Raw genomic sequence first — 23,108 nt, forward strand, 5'->3', positions numbered from 1 at the left:
GATATAATGAGTAAAAGTATCGAAGAGTTAAAATCTCTTACTACGCAAATCAGAAGAGACATTTTAAGAATGGTTCATGCTGTTAATTCAGGACATCCAGGCGGAAGTTTAGGTTGTACAGAGTACTTCACAGCACTTTATGGGAAAGTATTGAACTATCATCTTCCTTTCACTATGGAAGGTAAAAATGAAGATCATTTCTATCTTTCAAATGGTCACATTTCACCGGTTTATTATTCTACTTTAGCTAGATTTGGCTTTTTTCCGGTAGAAGAATTAAAAACTTTCAGAAAGCTAAATTCAAGATTACAGGGTCACCCGACTACTCACGAGGGATTACCTGGAATCCGTATTTCTTCAGGATCTTTAGGACAAGGACTTTCTGTTGCTTTAGGGGTTGCTTTAGGGAAGAAATTAGATGGTGACCAATCATTAGTTTACTCTCTTCATGGAGACGGAGAATTACAAGAAGGTCAGGTTTGGGAAGCTTTAATGTTTGCTGCTGCTAAAAAAGTAGATAATATTATCTCTACTATTGACTATAACGGTCGTCAGATCGATGGTGACACAGATGATGTATTAAGTTTAGGAAATCTACATGCTAAATTGGAAGCATTTGGATGGACTGTTTTAGAAGAGAAAAACGGTAACGACCTTGAGGCAGTGATCGCTATTCTTGAGAGAGCAAAAGCCGAAACGGGGAAAGAAAAGCCTGTTGCTATTATCCTTCATACAGAAATGGGTGCTGGAGTTGATTTTATGATGGGAAGTCACGCTTGGCATGGTAAAGCTCCTAATGATGAGCAGTTGGAAACAGCATTCAAACAACTTTATTTGGAAGCTCCGGCAGATTACTAATATCTTAGATGATCACATTTATTAAGTTTTCCATGAAAAAATTCATCTTAATCTGTCTGCTTACAAGCTTTATTTTGGGAATAGCGCAAGAGAAAAAGATTTCTTTTGCTAAAGAGTTCAATTATCAGATGATTGATAAAAAAGCTCCTATGCTATCTTTAAAAATGTTTGCAAGTAACAACAATGAATTTCTTACCAAATTGAACATTAAGGATGTTCCAATGTATTACTATACAGATGCATTAGGAACAACTTCTGTTTCATTAGAAATGAACAGCCGTCTTACTGGATCAGGGTTGGGTGCATTGATGTATCTTGGTTATAGCAATTACGGTTATGGAGAGAAGGAAGAGTATACTTTGGAAGCCAAGAAGCTGGGTACAAAAGAAACTATTTTAGGAACATCTTGTTCACATTATCTGATCAATTACCGATCAAAGGATGGTACAAAAAAGGAAAATGAAGATTTGAAATTATGTATTGATGATCAGTCATCTATTAATAACATGAGTGTATTTAGTGGACTTTTGAATCAATATCTTCCAGGTATCAAAATGAAAAATTCAGGTTTAAGCGGACTTATTTTAAAAGCGGGTCCTGAAAAAACTTATGACAAAGAGTATTTCGTTTTGGCTTCAATTAAAGATTCTAAAGATCAGGTGTTTTTTGATCATAAAAAAGCAATGACTGATCAGCAAAGAAAGCAGGACTCTATCATGATTGCCTATAAAAAACAGGAAGAAGAATATGCAAAAAATGATTCTGCATATGCAGTAACAGATTCTACAGCAGTTATTGCTGATTCAGCAACGGCGGCTATAGATCCATATTCAGATCAGGCCTATTATTACATTCCTGATTATACTTCAGACTACAAAAAGAATCAGGATGAAGATGGAAGCTTGGCTATTACCAATATTCCAAGTGAAACTCTTTGGAAAGGACTTCCTTTACATTGCAAAAATTTCGAAAAAGATCTTCCTAGCTTTGATTTTAAAGAGCTTAAAGGACATATAAGAAATTATGTAGGTCAAGTCTGTGATATGTACCTTACACAATCTTCCGGACATAATGTAGGAATTAAACTGACTTTAGATGAAATAAGACGTGAAGTTCTTTATCTCAATACTATTCAGGAAACACTTAATCAATCTGATAAGAAGAAATTAAATAATTATTTAAAAAATCTAGATTAAAAAAATAAAAATGAAATATACATATACAGAAAAAAAGGATACACGTTCAGGATTCGGAGCCGGATTAGCTGAACTTGCTGATAAAAATCCAAATGTAGTAGCACTTTGTGCAGACCTTATTGGTTCTTTGAAAATGGAAAAATTCATTGAAAAAGCACCAGAAAGATTTTTCCAGATAGGAATTGCTGAAGCTAACATGATTGGTATAGCTGCGGGTCTTAGTATTACGGGGAAAATTCCTTTCACGGGAACTTTCGCCAATTTCTCTACTTCAAGAGTATATGATCAAATTCGTCAGTCTGTCGCTTATTCAGGGAAAAATGTAAAGATCTGTGCTTCTCACGCTGGTCTTACATTAGGAGAAGATGGAGCTACACACCAGGTATTAGAAGACATCGGTATGATGAAAATGCTTCCTGGAATGACGGTAATCAACCCATGTGACTACAACCAGACAAAAGCAGCTACTATTGCTATCGCCGATTTTGAAGGCCCGGTATATTTAAGATTCGGAAGACCTACAGTTCCTGTATTCATTCCTGAAGATATGCCTTTCGAAATTGGAAAAGGAATTCTTTTACAAGAAGGTACGGATGTAACGATTGTCGCAACAGGACATTTGGTTTGGGAGTCTCTTGTGGCCGCAGATGAGCTTGAAAAAGAAGGGATCTCTTGTGAAGTGATCAATATCCATACTATTAAACCGTTAGACGAGGAAATCATCTTAAAATCAGTTGAAAAAACCGGAAAAATTGTTACTGCTGAAGAGCACAACTATTTAGGAGGTTTAGGAGAGTCTATTGCTGGAATGTTGGCAAGAAAAAGACCTACAAGACAGGAATTCGTTGCAGTACATGATACTTTCGGAGAATCCGCTACTCCTGCTGAACTAATGAAAAAATATAAAATTGATTCTGCTGCCGTAAAAGAAGCAGTAAAAAGAATTTTAGAGAAATAATTTATCTTTAAAATATTCATTAAAAGCATCCCAATGGGATGCTTTTAATCTTTTTAGTTTTTGAATTTCCGATCTTCTTCTTTTATAGCAAGATCATTAATGCTTGCGTATCTTTTTTGCATAAGCCCATTCTCGTCAAACTCCCAATTTTCATTTCCGTAGGCTCTGTACCAATCCCCATTTTTTGTCTGATATTCATATTCAAATCGAACAGCGATGCGATTATCCGTATGTGCCCAATATTCTTTTTTAAGTTTATAATTAAGTTCTCTTTCCCATTTTTGACGAAGAAATTCAACAATTTCTCCTCTTCCGTTTATAAATCGATCTCTGTTTCTCCATTCACTATCTTCTGTATAAGCTTTGGAGACTCTTTCAGGATCCTGACTGTTCCAGGCATCTTCTGCCAATTGAATTTTTTCCTTTGCCGTTTCTAGAGTGAAAGGTGGAAGTGGGTGTTTCTGTTCCATTATTATTGTATTAAATTGGTCACTATTCTTTTAGATTTCTCTACTAATTCATTCGACTTAAATAGCTGGCTCTCTATTATACTGCTTTCAAAAAGAAGATAAATATGATCACATATATCATCCGATAACATTTTTTTAAAATAATTCCGAAGCTCCAGTTTATGGTCCTGAATGGCATTTAATATTTTAGTATTATCTATAGGGATTTCTGATAAGATGTTCAAAAAACTACATCCTCTAAAGTTCTCCTTATTGTTCATATAGATCAGAAAATCAAAAGAAGCAATTATCCTGTCTTTATAGTTTTTTTCTGTTGCAATGAAACTCTCCAGCTCATTAAACCAATAATGATGTCTTGTATTGAGAAATTCAACACATAAATCCTCTTTGGATTTAAAATGCTGATAAAAGCTTGCTTTAGCTACACTCGCTTCCGAAATGATTTGATTGATCCCTGTTGAATTATATCCCTGTGTAGAAAACAATTTCAGTGTAGTTTCTACAATTCTTTCTTTAGGAGATGTCATAGTAATATGTTTGTACAACAAATATACAATAAAGCACCATACGGACAGACAAGTCTGTCTGATTTATTTTAGATAAAACAATTCAAGGATATACTTATTGGATCAGCAAGATTCCCGATCCACTTTATAATACAAAAAAGCCTTCAAAAATGAAGGCCATATATACTATTTAAAGAATTTCCATTTGGGAATTATAGCCAGCATACCAAATCCTGTAAAAAGGAAAAGGTTGGTAACATCTGTATATAAAAATGTAGACAGATAATAGTTGTGCATAAAGAAGTGCAAAACCAATAATACGGGAAAAGTAAAGATCCCAATTTTTTTATAGAAGAACATCAGAACAAGGCTGACCATCATCAATAGATCTAAAGAAAAAATGATATAGAAGTACCATCTTGGAATATTAAGATATTCGTGTTGTAAATACTCATCCACATCTATCCCCAACCCCATGATCGTAAATAGCATTAAAGATGCAAATGCTAAAATAAAACCCCATCCTTTCTTTGGATCTTCATCAAAGTAACTGTATTCTTCCATAGGTACAAAAATAAAGAACTTATGAGTAATTTCATAAGTTCTTCTATAATTATTCGTTTACAATTTGATTAAATAGAAATAGCGTTGATTAATCTATTCTTATCACTTAAGTATTCTTCCATAGAAATCATACTCTCAGTTCTCATTACGTCCTGAATATCATCTATTTGATAGATAATTCTCTTCGCATCTTCAGTATTCTTAGCTCTTACTTTACAGAAAATATTATATTTTCCAGAAATCACGCTCGCTTCGATTACATTAGGAATAGTTGTTAATTCCTTTAAAACCTCTTGCGTACGGTTTGATTTAGTTAAAAGAACTCCGATGAAGGCTGTAAAATGATAGTCCAACTTACCATAATCGATATTAAGGGATGACCCCAAAATAATACCTGCATCTTCCATTTTTTTCACTCTTACGTGAATTGTACCCGCAGACACATCCATCTGTTTAGCAATTTCAGTAAAAGGCATTCTTGTGTTTTCTACTAAGAAATCAAGAATCTTTTTGTCTATTTCGTCCAGTTGATAGTTCATATTAGTTAAATTACAATTTTCTTAAAAAATCTATGTATTTTTTGCAAATCTATAAAAAATAATTTAACTAAAAAAATTATAACAATAATTAACAATAATTAACACAGATGATAAAAATCATTAAAATATTCAAATTATTTACCCTCTGCTTTTAGGGAATCTGTTTTTATTTCCTTTTTCACATCTGGTTGTTTTTTATCTTTTCTTTTCCTTTTAAATAAAGAATTGAAGCTTTTACTCCAAACAACACCGCCTCCATAGGCTTGATTTGCAGATCCGTTAGTGCCGGTTCCACCTGGTCCCATTCCGATATTCGTAGGTTTAGAGTACCCTCTTAAAACTAAACTTCCGTCATTTTTCTTAGAAATATCATATTCAATAGATCCCTCACCGGAGAGATAATTAGCTTCAGTACTCTCAGTTTTCGTTAATGGAATTCCCAAACCGGTCTTCACTTTTATCCTTGGGGAAAGTGCAAAACTTACCCCCGCATTCGCCCGATCTCCAGTGTTTGAATTCTGATCCCCTTTTACGTAATTTAAGTCGATCTGGAATTCATTACTCATTGTATTAAGAACTGAGCCTAATTGCTTTAAAAGCATATTATATCCCGAAGATTCAGCTACTCCGGCAACATCGACACCCACCCCACCGGTATTTGAAATATTAAAACTATTTAACAACAGTATAGAACCAAACTGAAGAACCTTTTCACCCTCCTGACTCATTTTAGCAGCCAGCGTTTCTTTTACCTGACTTGATACATCCAGAGCAGATACATCCAGATCTATTTTAGGATCCACAAGAGATTGCGTAATATTAGCCTGTAGTAATATACTTATAGGCTGAAGATTACCCATATTTAAATATTGCCCTGCATTGGAAACCATTCTCACATAGTTGGCTGTAATATTCAATGCCGGCTTCATAGCATCACCATCCCAACGGATACTGCTGCCCTTTTCTATCTGGAATGTTTTATTAAGAATTGCTTTTGAAACAAAGGTCCCATTATCCACTCTATAGGTTCCAGCCATAGCAATACCCCCTTGTCTGTTCATTTGGAATTTCAGGTTCTTAGCCTCTCCTTTTACCGTAATATTCCCCACATCATCTCCAACCAGAACATTTACTGTCGTTCCCTTATCAACATCAAGAGAGAAGTCAATATGCATATTAGCTCCCGTTTTTTTCTTATCTTCAAGTGTTACCAAGCCATCTTTTCCTTCTTTTAAGAACCTCAGCATTTTAAATTCTTCAACATTGGAAGTGGAACTTGAATTAAACGTAAATGTACTTCCACTAAGTGCTTTCATATTAGGTGTCGTAATACTAAGACCCGACACAGGACCATCAATATACAGATCTCCCTGGCCATATACCCTACCCCAAAATAGATCAAGATCTTTTTGGGTACTATTAAGCACCAATAAATTATCTGCCCTCATTACAAGATTGACCCCCATTGAAGAGAGTGTCTCAAACTGTATAGCTCCTGAAATATTTCCTTTAGAATTGGATCTTCCATCATGAACTTCAATATTATTAAGAATCGCCAGACCTTTTGATAATGGTATAACGGTATCATCAAATGAATAATCAACTCCTGTAAATAGAAGTTTTAATCCAAATTCTTTTAAAGCAATATCACCACTGTAGTCAAGATTTTTCAGAGTCCCGTTTATTTTAAGATCTCCTGTAGCTTTTCCTCTAAGGTTGCCAAAAATTGACCGTACAAACTGCTGCGCAAAGGAAACATTGAACTCACGCATCTCTGCCACAAGATCGATTGTAGGTGAAGAAGTATTATTATTAACAGTTCCTGTCAGATGTAGATTGTTATTTCCGATAACCCCGGCAGAAGTTACTTTTACATCTATATCATACACATTCAGCGAAAAACTGTTTGTAGCAGAAATGGTAAGATCTCCCATATCACTTCCGTTCATCTGGATATCATCAACCGTTAAATCAACCAATGGTTGAAGGGTGCTTTTATCCATTCTTATTTTCACACTCCCATTTGCCAGTCCCTTTAGATTCATAGAGTTTCCACCAGACTGCATTTCCAGAAGTTTTTCAATAGAAAAGTCATTGATATCAGCGTCTACGTAAAAATCTTTAGCTGATTTAAACGTGGATTCTTTAATGAACAATACGCTTTTATCAGAATAGATTTTCAGGTTTCTGATCTCAAAATCGCTCGTTTTTTTCCTGTACGTTATTGAGTGATCAAGTTCCGGACTTGTATCTATAGCCCAGGTTACCTCGTTAAACTTTACTTCAGTGGGATCAAATTTGAATACAAAATCACCAAACTCGTTGGTGGACTGATTTACATTGATGGCATATTCTTTAAGCTTGTCCTCCAGTTCATCTTCAGGACTTCCATGTTTAAATTTAGTGGCAAGATGAAGAGTTGTGTTATTTTCATTCTTTCCACTGAGCGTAATATCTTTGAGTATATTTTTGTTATACTGAACCTTATTTATTTTTGCATACAGTTGCTCATCAAGATTGGCTGTATTTATTCTGACCATTACACTATCAACCAAAGCACTGTCTCTGGTGATATTATCTCTCGCATTTATCTTATATGCAGGATTTGCTTCTGCCAATGCCTTATCTGCTTCTGTAATCTCAACTTCTTTGGTCATCATATACTTTAATGAAGCTGCATCTACATTAAGAATGAGATTATTTGAATTACCATCATACTGTCCCTCAACTAATGCTCCCTGGGGAAGTTTCAAATCAGGTAAAAAATAACTCACTAATCCTTGCTGAACATCAAAATTCATTGCAAAATTCTGCCCTCTATATAGCTTTCTTGGTGGTGGCCCAACTAAGATCTTACCTAATCCATTCTCAACCATCCCCGCAAGATCCGCCAAATTATACTTGCCGGAAATTTTTCCATTTACTGCTCCTGGAGCATCAACGGAAATAACCCTACCTCCAGCTTCAATAAATGTTTTTAATTTAGCATTTGGAACTATATACTTCTGTGTCGCGGTCGCAAAATTGATATTATTGGCCTCTACATCCAATGTCAGATCATTAAGAGATGACATCGCCATTTTTCCAACCACCTTCCCACTTACGATCTGATTTCCAGGTTTATTAGTAAAATAATTCATGTTCAGATAGCTAACATCAGCATTTACATCTGTTGCAATTCTTGATGTACTGAAATCAATAAGTCCTTTTATCGTAGCTTTAGCCTGTTCATCATTTACTGTGATTGTTCCATTATATTTTTTGTGATCCAATAAACCGTCCAGATAAAGATTGTTAATTTCTTTATTCATGATCTCAATACTTGAAATCTGAGATTTTGTAGTCAGCCGCATGGTATTAACATCGAAGCTTTGTCCATCGATATCAAATTTCCCTGATATTAGTCCTACTGATTTATTTTTTGTAATGACTGAAGTATTTAGGTCTGTTGCTTCCACATATCCAGAGTACTTTGGCATTGCCGTACTATATCCTGTAAGAGAAAGTTTAGAAATCTTAGCCTGTCCGATTCCCGTCATTAAATTACCATTGGGAATATAGATCTGATCAGGATTCACTCTTGCTGATCCATTGTATTTTAGTTTTCCAAAATCATCTGCAAAGTTCTTCATCTTTTTAGAGATAAATGAAGGCATCATTGCTTTTAGATCTTTATAGGTAAAGTCTGTAGAAAGGTTATTTGTTTCGATCAGGAATTTACCCTTTAAAAGATTATTTACCTTCATGGTCTGAGTCGCAATATTCACGTCAGGATTTCTGATAAGGAAATTTTCAAGGTAAAATTTGTTTAATGGCCCTGTCATTTTCCCAGAAACATTAAAGGGCTTAAAGTTATCCCAATTGGTAACAAAGTAACTGATATCATAACCACTTAGCTGACTTCCCTGATTAAGATTCATATCCCATCTTACCCTATCTGCAAAATCTGCCCATGAACCATTATTAAGATTAAACTTAATATCTCCCTGTAAAAGAGTATGATCTGTATTTAGGGTTAAATCTTTAAGAGAAAGGGATTTATGAGTCAGTGACAATTCAGTGGAGAAAGTATCTACAAAGTGAGATTTTCCCCATCTTGTAGTTACAAAAGATAAGTTATTAATAAGTGCTGAAATGTCAGCTCCATTAACTTTTAAATTAGGGGCTTTCAGGTTAAATTTAGTGGCAGTCAGCCATTTCCCTGCTTCACCAGGTGAATTTTGATTAACAATCGAAACCTTAGAATCTACGATATGTACTCTGGAGTTTAATTGGAAAGCAGGTTTTTTAGGATCTCTTTTCTTTCCATTATCAAACAATTGTGTAAAACGTATGAAGTTGGAAATGCTATCCCCTTTATAAGTGATTACTTTCACATCTGCATTTACCATGGTAAGGGAATTAAAACTCAGCGAGTTACTTTTCCCTGAAATTGCCCCAGCCGCCAGTGACAACCAATCTGAATTGGCACGAAATTCCCGGGCTTTAATAAACTCTAGCCCTTTATAATCTTTAACTCTTAATCCTTTAATAGTAACATTCCCGAAATAATTCACTTCCACACTTTCTGTGGACATTTTTGCTTTGAAATCTTTATTAACGATTTGCAATGCCTGATCAGCTGCCCATTGCTTAGTAACAGGAAGATTTATAATAACTATAACCGCAACAATAAGGGAAAAACCTAACCAGAATAAAATGAGCAGAAGCCTTGCCCACCAGGAATAGCTGGTAACATCTTTAGCAGCCTGCTTACCAAACTCCTGGGCAGTTTCCACAGGATGATGAACGGCATCTGAAGCCAGTTCAGATGCCTCTTTTACGGTTTCTTTTACCTTCTCCTCTACATTTTCTACAGTCTTTTGTACCTGATCACTTAAGTTTTCAGTTACAGATTTTTTATTCTCATTTTCGTTATTATTCTCTAACTTTGCCATTATTATGAGCGAGTCTATAATTTTAGGTATCGAATCGTCTTGTGACGACACATCAGCAGCTATCATCAAGGGGAATACTATTCTCTCTAATATTGCTGCAAATCAGGCAATTCACAAAGAATATGGTGGTGTTGTTCCTGAATTAGCTTCAAGAGCCCATCAGCAAAACATCATTCCCGTTGTTGAAAAATCTCTCACCAAAGCAAATATACAACAAAATGCGATTTCTGCTATAGGATTTACACGCGGACCAGGACTTTTGGGTTCCCTCCTTGTGGGTACTTCTTTTGCTAAATCTCTGGCTATGAGTTTAGATGTTCCATTAATAGAGGTAAACCATCTCCAGGCACACATTTTAGCGCATTTTATTGACGATGCAAATCCTATGCCGCCAAAATTCCCATTTTTATGCCTTACTGTGAGTGGTGGTCATACCATGATCGTGTTAGTAAAAGATTATTTCGACATGGAAATTATGGGCAAAACAATAGATGATGCAGCTGGTGAAGCTTTTGATAAAATTGGAAAAATATTTGATCTTGACTACCCGGCGGGTCCTATTATTGATAGGTTGGCTAAAGAAGGAAATCCCGATGCTTTTAAATTTAATAAACCTAAACTGGAAGACTACAATTATTCTTTTAGCGGGATAAAAACTTCAGTATTATATTTCATTCAGAAAGAAGTAAAAAAGAATCCTGATTTTATTAGAGAAAACCTCAACGATTTATGTGCTTCGGTTCAAAAGGCCATTATTGAAATTTTAATGAATAAACTTGAAAAAGCAGCAAAAGAGCTGAATGTCGATGAAGTTGCTATCGCAGGCGGTGTTTCTGCCAATTCAGCATTAAGAGAAGCAATGCAGGTAAATCAGGGAAAACTAGGCTGGAATATTTACATCCCAAAATTTGAATACACTACAGATAATGCTGCAATGATCGCGATGGTAGCGCAGTTAAAATTTGAAAGAGGAGAATTTACTGACTTAAGAACAAGTGCTATTTCGAAATATGACCTATAAAAAGGTACATCATTAATTTATCGATTCACATAAAAGAAGAACTGCCATGAAAATTATGGCTCATACTAATAAGGTCCTTCATGGAAATCGAATAATAGCAAATCATATTTTTTTAAATATCGCTTTTGGTTTAACAATAGAGGTAATTGGGTCTTTAATTCTTTAAACCAATCTGGAATTTTAAATAATGAAGATTAAATTAATTGAGGGATCAATCAAAAATCTTAGTTTATTAATTTACAGTTCAACGATTTAACAATTTGGCAAAAAATGAAATTATTTTACGGACATATAGAAGATCATAAAGTAACTATCAATGATGAAGAACAGCAACATATTGTGAAAGTTCTTCGGATGAGAAATGGAGAAGAAATTCATGTAACTGATGGCAAGGGAAATCTGGCTTCCGGAAAATTGGTTTTAGAGGGTAAAAAAGCTATTCTTAATGTTTCTGAAATTAAAAATTATATCCCGGATTTTAATCCTAAACTTCATATTGCAATTGCACCCACCAAAAATATTGATCGAATTGAATTTTTCGTAGAAAAAGCTGTAGAAATGGGTATTTCCGAAATTACATTTTTGATCACAGAAAAAACAGAACGTAAAAACATTAATATTGATAAGATAAGAAAACAAAGTATTGCCGCGTCTAAGCAAAGCCTGAGGTTTCATTTTCCCATTGTAAATGATCCTGTAAAGTTTTCAGATTTTATTAAAAACATAGATCCGAAAAATACTTTTGTTGCTCATTGTCATGAAAACCTGGAAAGAATTGAGCTTAATAATATCCCAAAACTAGATCACTACACCTTCTTTATTGGTCCTGAAGGGGATTTTTCTGAAAAAGAAATTCAAAATTTAGCAGAAAATAAAGTAAAAGCGGTATCTCTAGGAAACCAACGACTTAGAACGGAAACAGCAGGTATATTTGTAACATCCTGGAATTATCTCAATCTGAATCCCAACACAAATAGCTAACCTCTTAAAATCATCGCTTTAAGTATTGCTCTAGAATTTGATGACCACTTCTAATGGAATTAACTGTCCAGCGTATCTTCATCTCCAAAAGCTTTTGTTCATTAAGTTTATAATCTATACCAGATCTAAGGAGTTTCTGTTTCAATTCATACATACAGATTCCCGCAGCAACTGAAACATTAAAACTTTTTGTAAAGCCATACATTGGAATAGCCAGTGTTTCATCCGCAAAGTCCAGTACCTCTTCTGAAACTCCTTCCAGTTCGGTTCCAAAAACCAAGGCAATAGGCCCTGTGATCTGATAATCAGGAAGCATTACGGCATTTTTTTCCGGTGAAACAGCTAAGATTTTATACCCGTTATTTTTGATTTCCTTGAGAGACGAAATATTTTTTGGCATTTTTTGTACCTCAACCCAGGTTTCAGCTCCTTTAGTCACTGTAAGATTGGGATTAAAAACATTCTCCTCTTCCATCGCTACAACTTTATGAAACCCACATGCTTCAACAGATCTTACGATTGCTGCTGCGTTTCTGAATTGATAGATATCTTCCATCACAGGAAGCACAAAATCAGAGCTATCCTGGGAAAAGTGTTCAATCTTCCGTAATCTTTCCTCTGTTAAGAACTGTTTTAAATACTCAAAAGTTTGTGCTAAATCTTTCATCTGCATTAGTCTTTTCTTTTTTTATAGCCTGATGTAACGCTAACAATTATAACCTGATTTTTATAAAATTTTTCCATAAGCCTTTCATTCATTTTCAAATCTTTGCAAATTAACGTAATTTTGAGATTATAAACCTGAGCAAGATTCAACTTCTTAATAAAAAGTATACATGAAACGAAAAGTTCTGTTGATATATACCGGTGGTACGATTGGTATGGAGAAAGATTATGAAACCGGAAGTCTCCGAGCGTTTGATTTTGGCAATATCTTCGAAAAGATGCCTGAAATGAAACTAATGGAATGTGAAGTTTTCGTGCATCCCTTTGCAAAACCACTGGATTCTTCAGATATGGGACCGGAAGAATGGAAAATTATCGCTCATTATATCCATAAGAACTATGATAACTATGACGGCTTTTTAGTTCTTCACGGCACAGACACCATGTCCTATACAGCTTCAGCTTTAAGTTTTATGTTAAAGGGATTGAAAAAACCCGTTATTTTTACGGGATCACAGTTGCCGATAGGGGATCTAAGAACTGATGCTAAGGAAAATCTTTTAACAAGCCTGTATTATGCCAGTTTATATGAAAATGATGAAGCCGTTATTCAGGAGGTTGCTATCTACTTTGAATATAAATTATTAAGAGGAAACAGAACTTTAAAATATTCTGCCGAATATTTTGATGCTTATGCTAGTCCAAATTATCCTATACTTGGACAATCTGGGGTTCATCTTAACATTGTAAAAGACAGCTTATACCGCTGTGATCCCGATGTAGAATTTCATGTTGATGATCATATTTCTGAAGATATCTTATTCTGGAGGATTTTTCCAGGAATGCACTTAAGTCATTTCAAGGAAATCCCTAAAATGAAAGTTTTGATCCTTCAGGTTTTCGGATCAGGAACCATTTTTAGCAGCGAAAAAACACAAGAAACATTACAGGAAATCCGGAACAACGGAACTGAAATCGTTGTGGTAAGTCAATGTATTTCAGGAGGTATTTCATTTGGCAAATATGAAAACAGTAATATTTTCTCAAGAATAGGTGCTATTAGTGGAAAAGATATGACAGCAGAAACTGCCATTACAAAAGCCATGCACCTAGTTGATAACCCAAAATATTCCGGGAACTTTGCTGATAATTTTTCTAAAAGCTTATGTGGAGAAATTACAGACTAATCGCTTTAATTATTTGTTAATTCAAGAAAATACACTACTTTTGCAATCTCGAAATAGAGAGGTGTCCGAGTGGTTGAAGGAGCTACCCTGGAAAGGTAGTATACGGGTAACTGTATCGAGGGTTCGAATCCCTTCCTCTCTGCAAAACAATTGATAATCAATTAAAACATTTACACCCAATAAGTTGGGTGTTTTTTTTTGAATCATTTATGAATATTATTTTTATTTAGATCATGATTCATGAGGTATAATGATCAAGAAAAAGTATTATAATAAAAAAAACGACTTCTACAGTAGAAGTCGTTTTTTTATATTTTTCTGAAAATCCTGAAAGATTATTTTTTCAGATCTGCTTTTACATCTTTATAACCATCTGCTACTGCATCTGCGCCTTTTACAGCGGTCTTTTTAACATTTTTTGCACCTTTGGTTGCCGTTTTGCCAACCCATTTCGTGCTTTTTTTAACACCTTTTTTCGTAGCTTTTGCCCCTTTTTTAGTTTTATCTCCAACCCATTCAGCACCATCTTTCACTCCTTCTCCTGTTGCTTTCGCTCCTTTTTCAATTGCAGTACCAACATTTTTTACTTCTTGTTTTACAGTTTCCTGAGCATTAACAGCTGTGGCAAATAATCCAAAAGCTAATAAGGCAAATAATTTCTTTTTCATATTTTTATTTTTAAAATTAACCTGATAAATATAACATAAAGCAAGCCAAATGTATATAATCCTAAAAAGATTAATGAAAATAATTTAATCAAATTGAAAAAATAACCTACGACAAACAGAGTTTACTCAGATTGGGAATACAGAATTTTATCTGTCGGAACTACTGATAGAAAATATGAAATTGAACTTTTAACTTCAGCCTGCCTGACGCAAATCATATCGGAATTACGAATACAATTGTAATATCCAATTTTCATGTTCCTTTCTTTCTGAAAAAAAATAAAGCAATGAAAACCAATGCTTTATTTTTCTATTTTAATATAATAAATTTATTGATACTTAATCAATCTTACAAACGACTAACAGTCAATTGATATGTTTTTGCTACATTTCCATTATTAGTAATGGTATAAGAGTCAACTGTCGGCTTCATAACCGTAAAGTCAAATTGCGTTCCTATTCCTCCATCAGCACAATTGGTTACGTTGGCAAAAGTTACAGTCCACGTTCCTGAAGTATTTGCTGAAGGTGCAATAGGAGCAATCGCAGGATTTCCTATTTTGTCTCTTGCTACTCCAGAGATGTAACCTAAGGATAAGCCATTATATGCAAAACTGGTTATCATTGCCCTGGCACATCCGTTTGTTGATTTTACAATAAAAAGACCACTTGCAATATTAACTGTAGCGGGTACAGTAACTGTTGCACTTGCACCAGGTGCCACTGTTACACTTTCACTGTAGCTGTACGACGTCGCAACCACATCACTAGTAGTTAAATCTCTTGTCAGTATATCATAGCTCGCAGGAACCTGTCTAACAAGATTTCGAATTCTGAGACTTTGATTTTTGGCGTCTACATCCAATGATCTTTGAGGATTAGCATTTCCGACACCGACATTTCCGGAGGCCGTCACTACAAAATCATTTGCTTCTTGAGCAGCCGTTGGTGCACCGGTAACGGCATTGTCTTTTGCACCATCTACATGTAAAACAGCCTGAGGATTAGTTGTCCCAATTCCAACCTGTGAATAATAAGATACAGATAAACATAGACAGTAAAAAATAATTGATTTTTTCATAATTTGATTGGTATTTAAGATTAATATATATAATAATTTAATTACAAATAATCTTACTCGAGAAAAAACAAATTTTAGTACAACCTAATTCAACCGCTAGATATTCTTAATAAGAATATTATCAATCATATACTCAAAGATATAAAAAAAACATCTCAAATGTATTATTAGAATCGTTAAAAAGTTAATTAACAGGCTAATAGAAATTCCACCAATCTTTCATGGTTTAATAAGATCTTTTTAATCAAATTCATAAAATTTAATTAAATTGTACATAAGAATAATTACAATTCATGATTTTACAAAAATTAACTGTATTAACCTTTATGGTTATTAATATAATTGCGGCGGCACAGAACAATAAGAAAGAGATGTCAAAGCTTATTCGAAATGAATTTGAATTTGCTGAAAAGCAATATAAATATTTGATAAAATCTGTCCCTCCAGATAAAATGCCCCAATCTTATAATGCTTCTTCGAATAAAATTACGACCAGAGATATTACCTGGTGGTGTTCAGGATTTTATCCGGGTTCATTATGGATGATCTATGAACAGACTAATGATCCAGAGATAAAAAAAGAAGCGGAAAGAACTTTAAAAATAATCGAACCTAATAAAACATTTACCCGCGATCATGATTTGGGGTTTATGATGTTCAGTAGTTTTGGCAATGCATACAGAATTACTAAAGATCCTGCTTATAAAGAAGTGATCTTAACATCTGCGGAGTCTTTATCTACAAGGTTTAAACCTGGAATGCAGGCTATCTTGTCTTGGGATAAAATGGCAGATTTCAAAGGACCAGTGATCATTGATAATATGATGAATCTGGAACTGCTGATGTGGGCTGCCAAAAATGGAGGTAATAAAAAAACTGAAGAAATAGCTATTACTCATGCTAATACAACGATAAAAAACCATTTCCGTCCTGATTACAGTTCATATCATGTTATCGATTATGATGTAAATACGGGTAAGGTTTTAGGGAAAAAAACTTTTCAGGGTTATTCAGATTCTTCCGCCTGGGCACGAGGGCAAGGATGGGCTCTATATGGTTATACGATGATGTATCGATTTACAAAAAATGAAAAATATTTAAACCAGGCTCGTCATATTGCAAAATTTATTCTGAACAATCCTACTCTTCCAGAGGATAAAATTCCATATTGGGATTTCAACGATCCAAAAATTCCAGAAGTTCCCCGCGATGCTTCTGCTGGTGCTATCATAGCCTCGGCACTTTTGGAGTTAGGTCAATATGTAGAAAAAGATGAAAGAGCAAACTATGCAGATGCAGCCCGCCAAATGATAGTGAGTTTATCTGGAGATAAGTACCGTTCACAATTAGGCGAGAATGGTGGTTTTCTTCTAAAGCACAGCACAGGAGGCTTACCTCTTAATTCAGAGATTGATGTTCCGCTAATTTATGCAGATTATTATTTTCTGGAAGCTTTGAAAAGATATAAAGACTGGTATCTACAATAAATTCATTTTTAATGAAAGCAATACAATGGGTTATAGTAATGGTAGGCATAGGATCATTGGTTCATGCACAACAATCTACAATACTATTGAAACTACAGCTTAAAAACAGCCTCGATCTTCAGCGTAATACACAGTCAATAGAAATCCCGTTGAAAAAGGTTAAACTTCTTATTGGTAAAACTTTCAGGATCAAAGAAACGTCTACAGGTAAGGAAATACCTTATCAATGGCTCAAGAACGGTGATCTTCTTGTTCAGGGTGATTTTACAGCTAAAGAAACCAAAAAAATAGAATTCTCTCAAACGCCATCACAATCCTTAAGCAATGTGGTGTACGGAAGATTTATACCTGAACGTTTAGGAGATTTCGCCTGGGAAAATGATAAGATCGCCTTCCGTATGTATGGTAAAGAATTGGAAAAAGTTCCTGAACAAAATGGATGGGGAATGGACGCATGGGCTAAAAGAACCGACCGAATGGTAATCAATGAATGGTACAAATTAAATAATTATCATGAGGATAATGGAGATGGTTTAGATTTTTTTCAGGTTGGAAAAACCTTAGGAGCCGGAGACATTTTACCTTACATCAGTGGAGAGTTTGTTTATCTTGGAAATTATACTTCATACAAAATTCTGGAGGAAGGACCTCTACGTTTTACTTTTGAGCTTACCTATCCTCAAGTAGAAAAAGGTGGTTACGAAATTTCTGTTGTCAAAAGAATTAGTCTCGATGCAGGCTCTCAACTTAACAAGTCTGTAGCTACCTACCACTTTTCAGGCAGACAAACGCTTCCTGTTTTCGCTGGAATTGTTCATTGGGATGGCAAAGGTGAAAAGGTAGCAGACCAGAATAATCATTTAGCTGCTTACTGGCCTGAGAATTCAAAAAACGGGATTGTAGGAACAGGGATGCTTTTTCCTTACGCTAACTATTATATTGTAGATAAGAATAAACATTTAGGATCAGAAATTATTTTGAGTAATAAACAATCTGTGACCTTTTACGCAGGAGCCGCATGGGATAAAGCAGGAGAAATTACTTCCGCTAAGGATTGGGAAAAATATCTTCAGGAGTTTTACCTAAAACTTAAATATCCAATACAGGTTTCCAAATAATAAAACAAAATCCTGATCAATTGATCAGGATCTGTCTGTTTGAATAATATGAGATATTGTTCAAACCATAATTGAGTTATAATGAATGTTTTGGTGTCGTTTGTCATACTAATTACACATGGTAAGAAACTGATGGCTCATCTGTACTTTGAATCTGGCATCTGATTTTAACTTACTATAAATCGTAGCTTCTATAGCCTGTACAGCTTTTAGTTTCTGATCAATGAAATTAGCAATCTGTACCACAGAGAAAATAAAATCTCTATATACTGCAATATTAACCGTTTGTCCGTAACAAGGTAAATAAGCCTTTAAAAAGGGAATTGTCTGCTGATGGAGGTTATAATTCACACAATAACCGGCTCCTTCTTTAGAAGTAATAATTTCATAATTATTAATATAATCAAGAACATTTTCTTCTTTTGGAGAAATCGATTTTTTTGTAAAATGACGATTAACTTTATCCAGAATATGTTGGGCATATTCCATCATCGTAATTGTTTTCCATTCAAAAACATGATTGATATTGTTTTTACTGTTCTTCTTTTCTTTTCCATTTTCACAACTGGTACAAAAGGAAAGACCAATCTTTTCATAATATGGAAAAAAACAATCTTTGATCTGAATGGAAGCATCAGTCTGAACTCTGTCATTTCCAAAATTATAATACAAATAAGGACGATACATATCTGTGAAGCTTTTCAGAAAATCAATTTCACTGGTATTGTGATACTCTTCAAACCATTTTTCAAGGTTATCGTAATAATGACTTTCAAACTCTTTATAACTTAAGTAAAACGGCAATTCCATAGCTTTATATTTTGGTGAGACAAAGCTATTTCAGTAATGCGACAAAACTTGACGTGTTATTATTAATTTAAAAAAATTAATTAGTGAAAAATGAGAAGATGAAACTATTTATTTGTCATAGTTTTTCATAATATACTCAAAGTACTGAATCATTTTCATATAATTTTCTATGCTTATATATTCGTTGGTACTGTGAATACTCTGCTTTTCTGCATCAGTGATCTTTATTGGCATGAATCTATAGACATTCTTACTAACGATCTGATATTTATAAGCATCCGTTCCGGCCATTGTGAGATATGGTGTGGTAATAGCATTCGGGTAAATCTGCTTAATACCTTCTTGAATTAGTTGATAGGCTTTAACATTTGTAGGCGACACAGCAGAAGCTTCCCTTGTATTATCAATCTCCTCTACTTCAACATCAAAACCTTTTGTAGCTTTTTTAATATGATCCCTGATGTCTTTAACGGAGTCTCCTGAAAGAAGTCTGAAATTAACAACAAATTCAACTTCCGGAGAAAGTACATTCGTTCCATCACTACCTTTCATCATGGTAAGAGCTGTTGTAGAGCGAATTAAAGCATTCGTAGAATTATTCTTGGCAAGTTGGGAAAGTAATACCGATTTTAAAAGCCATTGATTGGAAATAGCAAGTCTATTTACAAAAGGCATTGTTCCACCAATATTATCAAAAAATTCCTTTATTAAAGGAGTAATCATGGGTTTCATCTGATCTTCTTCCAACCTCTGCATAATAACCGCCGCTTTACCAATAGCACTTTGCATAGTAGGCATGGAAGAATGGCCGCCTAAACCTTTTACCTTTATTTTTGCAGAGAGAAATCCTTTTTCAGCGCATCCCACTACCGCTACATCAGAATCTATTCCTTTAATACTTCCTTTCTGTAATATTAAACCTCCTTCATCATAGACGGCATCAAACTTCAATCCTTTTTCTTTAAAGTGTTTGGCAATCTGCTTTGCTCCCTTTCTTCCTCCAACTTCTTCATCAAATCCCAAAGCCAGATAAATATCCCGTTGTGGAAGTGCCCCGCTTTTAATCATGTTGGTAAGAGATTCCATCAAAGAAAATAACATTCCCTTCATATCTATCGCACCTCTTCCATAGATCCTCCCATCAGCAACTGCTCCCGAAAAAGGTGCATAATCCCAATCTTCCGATACTTTTGTTACCGCAGGTAAAGCCTTATCATTAGGCCTGAAAATATCTTGTGCATTATTTTTGATGTCAGCGTCTCCGGGAGGAACGACATCCATATGTGATAAAAAAAGAATAGGTTCAAGATCTGGTTTACTCCCTTTTAACTTAAAAACCAATCCATATTTATTCACTTCATAGTTTTCTGTATTCTGATATACTAAAGGATAAGATTTTTTCAGATATTCTTTAAACTGATCAAATGGTGCATAATTGAAAACATCCAAATCACCTGCTGATACAGTTGGAACTTTTATTCCGCCTGAAAGCCTTTGGATTGCAGAATCATTTTTCACCCATTTTACTTCAGCAACTGTGGTTGTATTATTTTTCTTAAATGGATAGGTAAAAGTTTTAATCAGAAGTATTGCTACCAAAATAATTACAATACTTAAAATTGCTAAAAAGAATTTTTTCATGATAATTTGGTTTTGTGATGGCTTTCCAATAAATATAACAAAGATATTTCTATTAAAAAAACTTAGAATACAAGACCAACCTTCAATGACGTTCGAATAATAAATATTTAAATAGGATTAAAAGCCGAAAAATTATTCTTGTTATCAAGTTCCTGTCTCCTTTTCCTGATAAAATCTGTTGGACGAATTCCATTAATTTCATAAAACAAATCTGAAAAATTTTGTCTGGAAGCTATACCACATTCTTTAGCTAACGTTTCAATTCTATATTTAAGATATTCTTTATTTTCAAATAGCTGTCTGGTTATATAATTGATCCTAAGCTCACTTAAATACTTATTGAAATTCATCCCCTTGCAATCATTAATCACCTGTGAAAGGTAGTTGGAATTGGTTCCCATTTGGCCGGCAAGTTTATTAATAGTAAGCCCTTTCTGAGTATATTCCTTCTTGTCTTCAAAAATTTTTAATTTTCGAAGTAATTCTTCTACTTTGTTTTCATCTAATCCTGTTTTTTTCTCTTCTGTCTCTATAGGCACAAGAGATTTCTCAAAAATCAAATTCTGTTGTAGGCTAAATTTTTCTTCTAAAATAATATATTTTCGTTGTATATCCTTTTCTCTTCTGTACCTTATAATCAATAAAATTGCAAGCAGAACAGCCAATAAAATCAGGCCAACAATAATAGATCTTCCCCATGAGTTCGCCTTCTCTAATTTACTCTTTTCTTCAAGCAGCGTTTTTGTATCAAACTCTTTATGGATCTTGTTTGATAAGTAAATAAAATCTCTTGAGATAATACTGTCCGCTTTTAAAAGCTGGCTGGTAAAATATAATTGTTGTCCCTGATCTCCTTCTTTTTTATAATGCTTGATCAATATCTCATAATTCTCTCTGAGTTCAGGAAGGATAAACTGATGCTTTTGAAAAATTGAATCTACTTTTTTGAAATATGAAATTGACTCTGCATTATTTTTTAACCCTGCATAACTTTTACCAACGTAAAAATAATCTACAGAAAGTCTGGCAAAATCTCCACTTTTCTTAATCGGAGGAATTGATTCTTTTAAGTATTCTGTTGCGGCTAAATATTCGCTGTCATCATATTCTAAAATCCCCTTAGAAAGTAGGAAGTAGCCTTTTTCCTGTTCATAATCACTATCACTGCCTGCTTCTTCAAGTCCTGTCTCAATTGCTAAGGTTGCCTGATCTGGCTTTTTTAGGTTACGATAACAAATAATCAGCTGATGAAGACTATTAAGATAACCTTTCTTATTGTTATAAACTTCGTTGGGATGTAAACCCGATTTGGATTTAGGATTATAATAATCAATGCATTGCTCAAACAATTTTGAGGCTTCTTCGTAATATCCCAAATAACTTTTTACAACCCCAATATGATATAAATTCTGATATTTTAAAAAATCGTTCTTTGTATTTTTAGAATACTCATAGGCTTTAAGGTATTCATTAAGTGCTGCCTGAAATCTCTTGTAGTGATAATAATATACCACACCCTTTTCCAGATACGCCGTGCTAATCAGATCCCTATCTCCTGATAGCTTCGCTGCCCATATTGTACTATCTGCGTAGATAAGCTTTTTCTCATTGGAAGAAGCATAAAATACACCGTCTTTATATCCCTGAACTAGCTTATCATAATTCTTCTCTCTTTTCGCTTTATTAATATAAGGTTGAATAAATGGAAATGCTTCCGTATTATTTTCTTCGAAATTTTCGTATTTAACTCTCAACTTATAATAATGGCTGTACCCTTCTTGGGAAAAGAAAAGTTTAAAAATTACTAAAAAGATTATAAAAAGTAGCTTTTTGATCACATTGAATGATTAATGGTGCCTATATAGTAATCAAAAATACACAAAATCATTTAAATCTTATCAAACATTCATGAATTAATACCTTCCATTCTAAAATCAAAAAACAAACATACAATAGGCTGTATATCAACTATTTATAATTGTCCTTATTTACGAATTAGGACGTCTTAATTGCCGAATAGAGACAACAAGTACTTTTTTATGTCATTTTATGCATATAATTTCGAACTCAGAATTCTGAATGATAAACCTGGCCGGGATAACCTTTTAACTCTGAAATATTATGAAAAAGATTATCTCATTAAAAACATTTCCACTACTAATCGTAATAGCAATGACATTAGGTGCTTGCAGACAGGATGATGAAAATGATTTTCAAAAGGCAAAAACAAGTGTTATTGACAGTAAAATAACGAACACTAATCAATTAAAAACGACCAATGATGAGAATCTGAAAGAAACAGATCCACCCGTAAAGAATGGAACTCATTGGAAAGCCCAACAGTAATACAAATAAGGTATTCTGGGATTACTAAGAACTAACAACCATGTTTATATATAATTTAGTTGCTATATGCAGGT

20 protein-coding genes and 1 tRNA gene are annotated in these 23,108 nt (G+C 34.1%); 10 read left to right on the forward strand and 11 right to left on the reverse strand.

The annotated features are described in order from the left end of the window. The first annotated feature begins 3 nt into the window (after window positions 1-3). From AC3WRL_RS19635 to AC3WRL_RS19645, 3 genes are read left to right on the forward strand one after another with little or no spacing between them, the layout of a single operon-like run. On the forward strand, window positions 4-858 hold the full coding sequence (locus tag AC3WRL_RS19635) for a transketolase (RefSeq protein ID WP_353050475.1): 855 nt from the start codon (window positions 4-6) through the stop codon (window positions 856-858). A gap of 32 nt (window positions 859-890) precedes the next feature. Further along, window positions 891-2,054, forward strand: coding sequence for a hypothetical protein (locus AC3WRL_RS19640; protein WP_492331082.1), 1,164 nt, complete (start codon window positions 891-893; stop codon window positions 2,052-2,054). Window positions 2,055-2,064: 10 nt separating this feature from the next. Then, complete coding sequence (locus tag AC3WRL_RS19645; RefSeq protein ID WP_214828891.1) at window positions 2,065-3,012, forward strand: transketolase family protein; 948 nt, start codon at window positions 2,065-2,067, stop codon at window positions 3,010-3,012. A 53-nt stretch (window positions 3,013-3,065) separates the two neighbouring features. On the opposite strand, the gene AC3WRL_RS19650 is transcribed toward AC3WRL_RS19645, so the two are convergent. From AC3WRL_RS19650 to AC3WRL_RS19670, 5 genes are all read right to left on the reverse strand, one after another. Further along, window positions 3,066-3,482 carry a nuclear transport factor 2 family protein gene (locus AC3WRL_RS19650; protein WP_261513077.1) on the reverse strand — a complete coding sequence of 139 codons (417 nt, stop codon included), beginning with the start codon at window positions 3,480-3,482 and terminating at the stop codon, window positions 3,066-3,068. A gap of 2 nt (window positions 3,483-3,484) precedes the next feature. Further along, window positions 3,485-4,009, reverse strand: coding sequence for a TetR/AcrR family transcriptional regulator (locus tag AC3WRL_RS19655; protein WP_492331083.1), 525 nt, complete (start codon window positions 4,007-4,009; stop codon window positions 3,485-3,487). Between the two features lie 165 nt (window positions 4,010-4,174). Then, a complete protein-coding gene (locus AC3WRL_RS19660; RefSeq protein ID WP_214828879.1) occupies window positions 4,175-4,552 on the reverse strand; it encodes a hypothetical protein in 378 nt (125 codons plus the stop codon). A 68-nt stretch (window positions 4,553-4,620) separates the two neighbouring features. Then, window positions 4,621-5,091 (reverse strand): Lrp/AsnC family transcriptional regulator, encoded by a 471-nt coding sequence (locus AC3WRL_RS19665; RefSeq protein ID WP_214828877.1) that lies wholly within the window; start codon window positions 5,089-5,091, stop codon window positions 4,621-4,623. A 134-nt stretch (window positions 5,092-5,225) separates the two neighbouring features. After that, entirely contained in the window at window positions 5,226-10,028 is a 4,803-nt protein-coding gene (locus AC3WRL_RS19670; protein WP_492331084.1) for a translocation/assembly module TamB domain-containing protein, read from the reverse strand. Between the two features lie 4 nt (window positions 10,029-10,032). On the opposite strand from AC3WRL_RS19670, the gene tsaD reads away from it, so the two are divergent. Together tsaD and AC3WRL_RS19680 are read left to right on the forward strand one after the other, a co-directional pair. Then, on the forward strand, window positions 10,033-11,049 hold the full coding sequence (gene tsaD / locus AC3WRL_RS19675; protein ID WP_492331085.1) for a tRNA (adenosine(37)-N6)-threonylcarbamoyltransferase complex transferase subunit TsaD: 1,017 nt from the start codon (window positions 10,033-10,035) through the stop codon (window positions 11,047-11,049). 270 nt (window positions 11,050-11,319) lie between these two features. Then, complete coding sequence (locus AC3WRL_RS19680; RefSeq protein WP_492331086.1) at window positions 11,320-12,030, forward strand: RsmE family RNA methyltransferase; 711 nt, start codon at window positions 11,320-11,322, stop codon at window positions 12,028-12,030. Window positions 12,031-12,040: 10 nt separating this feature from the next. Here AC3WRL_RS19680 and AC3WRL_RS19685 read toward each other — a convergent pair whose 3' ends face one another. Continuing rightward, window positions 12,041-12,703: a TrmH family RNA methyltransferase gene (locus AC3WRL_RS19685; protein ID WP_492331087.1), complete on the reverse strand. Its 663-nt coding sequence runs from the start codon at window positions 12,701-12,703 to the stop codon at window positions 12,041-12,043. Between the two features lie 163 nt (window positions 12,704-12,866). Between AC3WRL_RS19685 and AC3WRL_RS19690 the strand changes: the two genes are divergently transcribed. Then, window positions 12,867-13,883 carry an asparaginase gene (locus AC3WRL_RS19690; RefSeq protein ID WP_492331088.1) on the forward strand — a complete coding sequence of 339 codons (1,017 nt, stop codon included), beginning with the start codon at window positions 12,867-12,869 and terminating at the stop codon, window positions 13,881-13,883. A 55-nt stretch (window positions 13,884-13,938) separates the two neighbouring features. Continuing rightward, window positions 13,939-14,025: transfer RNA gene (locus AC3WRL_RS19695), tRNA-Ser, on the forward strand. A gap of 193 nt (window positions 14,026-14,218) precedes the next feature. Here AC3WRL_RS19695 and AC3WRL_RS19700 read toward each other — a convergent pair. Both AC3WRL_RS19700 and AC3WRL_RS19705 read right to left on the reverse strand, forming a co-directional pair. Beyond that, entirely contained in the window at window positions 14,219-14,551 is a 333-nt protein-coding gene (locus tag AC3WRL_RS19700) for a hypothetical protein (protein ID WP_261513083.1), read from the reverse strand. Window positions 14,552-14,900: 349 nt separating this feature from the next. Further along, on the reverse strand, window positions 14,901-15,632 hold the full coding sequence (locus tag AC3WRL_RS19705) for a hypothetical protein (RefSeq protein WP_214828858.1): 732 nt from the start codon (window positions 15,630-15,632) through the stop codon (window positions 14,901-14,903). Window positions 15,633-15,925: 293 nt separating this feature from the next. Between AC3WRL_RS19705 and AC3WRL_RS19710 the strand changes: the two genes are divergently transcribed. Beyond that, entirely contained in the window at window positions 15,926-17,119 is a 1,194-nt protein-coding gene (locus AC3WRL_RS19710) for a glycoside hydrolase family 88 protein (RefSeq protein WP_492331089.1), read from the forward strand. Between the two features lie 11 nt (window positions 17,120-17,130). Next, on the forward strand, window positions 17,131-18,237 hold the full coding sequence (locus AC3WRL_RS19715) for a DUF4861 family protein (RefSeq protein ID WP_492331090.1): 1,107 nt from the start codon (window positions 17,131-17,133) through the stop codon (window positions 18,235-18,237). Window positions 18,238-18,345: 108 nt separating this feature from the next. Here AC3WRL_RS19715 and AC3WRL_RS19720 read toward each other — a convergent pair whose 3' ends face one another. The 3 genes from AC3WRL_RS19720 to AC3WRL_RS19730 all read right to left on the reverse strand — a co-directional run bounded on the left by AC3WRL_RS19720 (window position 18,346) and on the right by AC3WRL_RS19730 (window position 22,442). After that, on the reverse strand, window positions 18,346-19,047 hold the full coding sequence (locus AC3WRL_RS19720; RefSeq protein ID WP_261513087.1) for a hypothetical protein: 702 nt from the start codon (window positions 19,045-19,047) through the stop codon (window positions 18,346-18,348). A 108-nt stretch (window positions 19,048-19,155) separates the two neighbouring features. Continuing rightward, entirely contained in the window at window positions 19,156-20,688 is a 1,533-nt protein-coding gene (locus AC3WRL_RS19725) for a M20/M25/M40 family metallo-hydrolase (protein WP_492331091.1), read from the reverse strand. A 107-nt stretch (window positions 20,689-20,795) separates the two neighbouring features. After that, a complete protein-coding gene (locus AC3WRL_RS19730; RefSeq protein WP_214828843.1) occupies window positions 20,796-22,442 on the reverse strand; it encodes a helix-turn-helix domain-containing protein in 1,647 nt (548 codons plus the stop codon). Window positions 22,443-22,809: 367 nt separating this feature from the next. On the opposite strand from AC3WRL_RS19730, the gene AC3WRL_RS19735 reads away from it, so the two are divergent. Then, a complete protein-coding gene (locus tag AC3WRL_RS19735; protein ID WP_261513090.1) occupies window positions 22,810-23,034 on the forward strand; it encodes a hypothetical protein in 225 nt (74 codons plus the stop codon). Window positions 23,035-23,108 lie beyond the last annotated feature (74 nt).

The sequence above is a fragment of the Chryseobacterium sp. FW101-FHT12H09 genome (assembly GCF_058790395.1).

Coding starts and splice junctions, on each gene's coding strand:
- AC3WRL_RS19640 (WP_492331082.1), top strand. CDS start 891: ATGAAAAAATTCATCTTAATCTGTCTGCTTACAAGCTTTATTTTGGGA.
- AC3WRL_RS19645 (WP_214828891.1), top strand. CDS start 2,065: ATGAAATATACATATACAGAAAAAAAGGATACACGTTCAGGATTCGGA.
- AC3WRL_RS19650 (WP_261513077.1), bottom strand. CDS start 3,482: ATGGAACAGAAACACCCACTTCCACCTTTCACTCTAGAAACGGCAAAG.
- AC3WRL_RS19655 (WP_492331083.1), bottom strand. CDS start 4,009: ATGACATCTCCTAAAGAAAGAATTGTAGAAACTACACTGAAATTGTTT.
- AC3WRL_RS19660 (WP_214828879.1), bottom strand. CDS start 4,552: ATGGAAGAATACAGTTACTTTGATGAAGATCCAAAGAAAGGATGGGGT.
- AC3WRL_RS19665 (WP_214828877.1), bottom strand. CDS start 5,091: ATGAACTATCAACTGGACGAAATAGACAAAAAGATTCTTGATTTCTTA.
- AC3WRL_RS19670 (WP_492331084.1), bottom strand. CDS start 10,028: ATGGCAAAGTTAGAGAATAATAACGAAAATGAGAATAAAAAATCTGTA.
- tsaD (WP_492331085.1), top strand. CDS start 10,033: ATGAGCGAGTCTATAATTTTAGGTATCGAATCGTCTTGTGACGACACA.
- AC3WRL_RS19680 (WP_492331086.1), top strand. CDS start 11,320: ATGAAATTATTTTACGGACATATAGAAGATCATAAAGTAACTATCAAT.
- AC3WRL_RS19685 (WP_492331087.1), bottom strand. CDS start 12,703: ATGCAGATGAAAGATTTAGCACAAACTTTTGAGTATTTAAAACAGTTC.
- AC3WRL_RS19690 (WP_492331088.1), top strand. CDS start 12,867: ATGAAACGAAAAGTTCTGTTGATATATACCGGTGGTACGATTGGTATG.
- AC3WRL_RS19700 (WP_261513083.1), bottom strand. CDS start 14,551: ATGAAAAAGAAATTATTTGCCTTATTAGCTTTTGGATTATTTGCCACA.
- AC3WRL_RS19705 (WP_214828858.1), bottom strand. CDS start 15,632: ATGAAAAAATCAATTATTTTTTACTGTCTATGTTTATCTGTATCTTAT.
- AC3WRL_RS19710 (WP_492331089.1), top strand. CDS start 15,926: ATGATTTTACAAAAATTAACTGTATTAACCTTTATGGTTATTAATATA.
- AC3WRL_RS19715 (WP_492331090.1), top strand. CDS start 17,131: ATGAAAGCAATACAATGGGTTATAGTAATGGTAGGCATAGGATCATTG.
- AC3WRL_RS19720 (WP_261513087.1), bottom strand. CDS start 19,047: ATGGAATTGCCGTTTTACTTAAGTTATAAAGAGTTTGAAAGTCATTAT.
- AC3WRL_RS19725 (WP_492331091.1), bottom strand. CDS start 20,688: ATGAAAAAATTCTTTTTAGCAATTTTAAGTATTGTAATTATTTTGGTA.
- AC3WRL_RS19735 (WP_261513090.1), top strand. CDS start 22,810: ATGAAAAAGATTATCTCATTAAAAACATTTCCACTACTAATCGTAATA.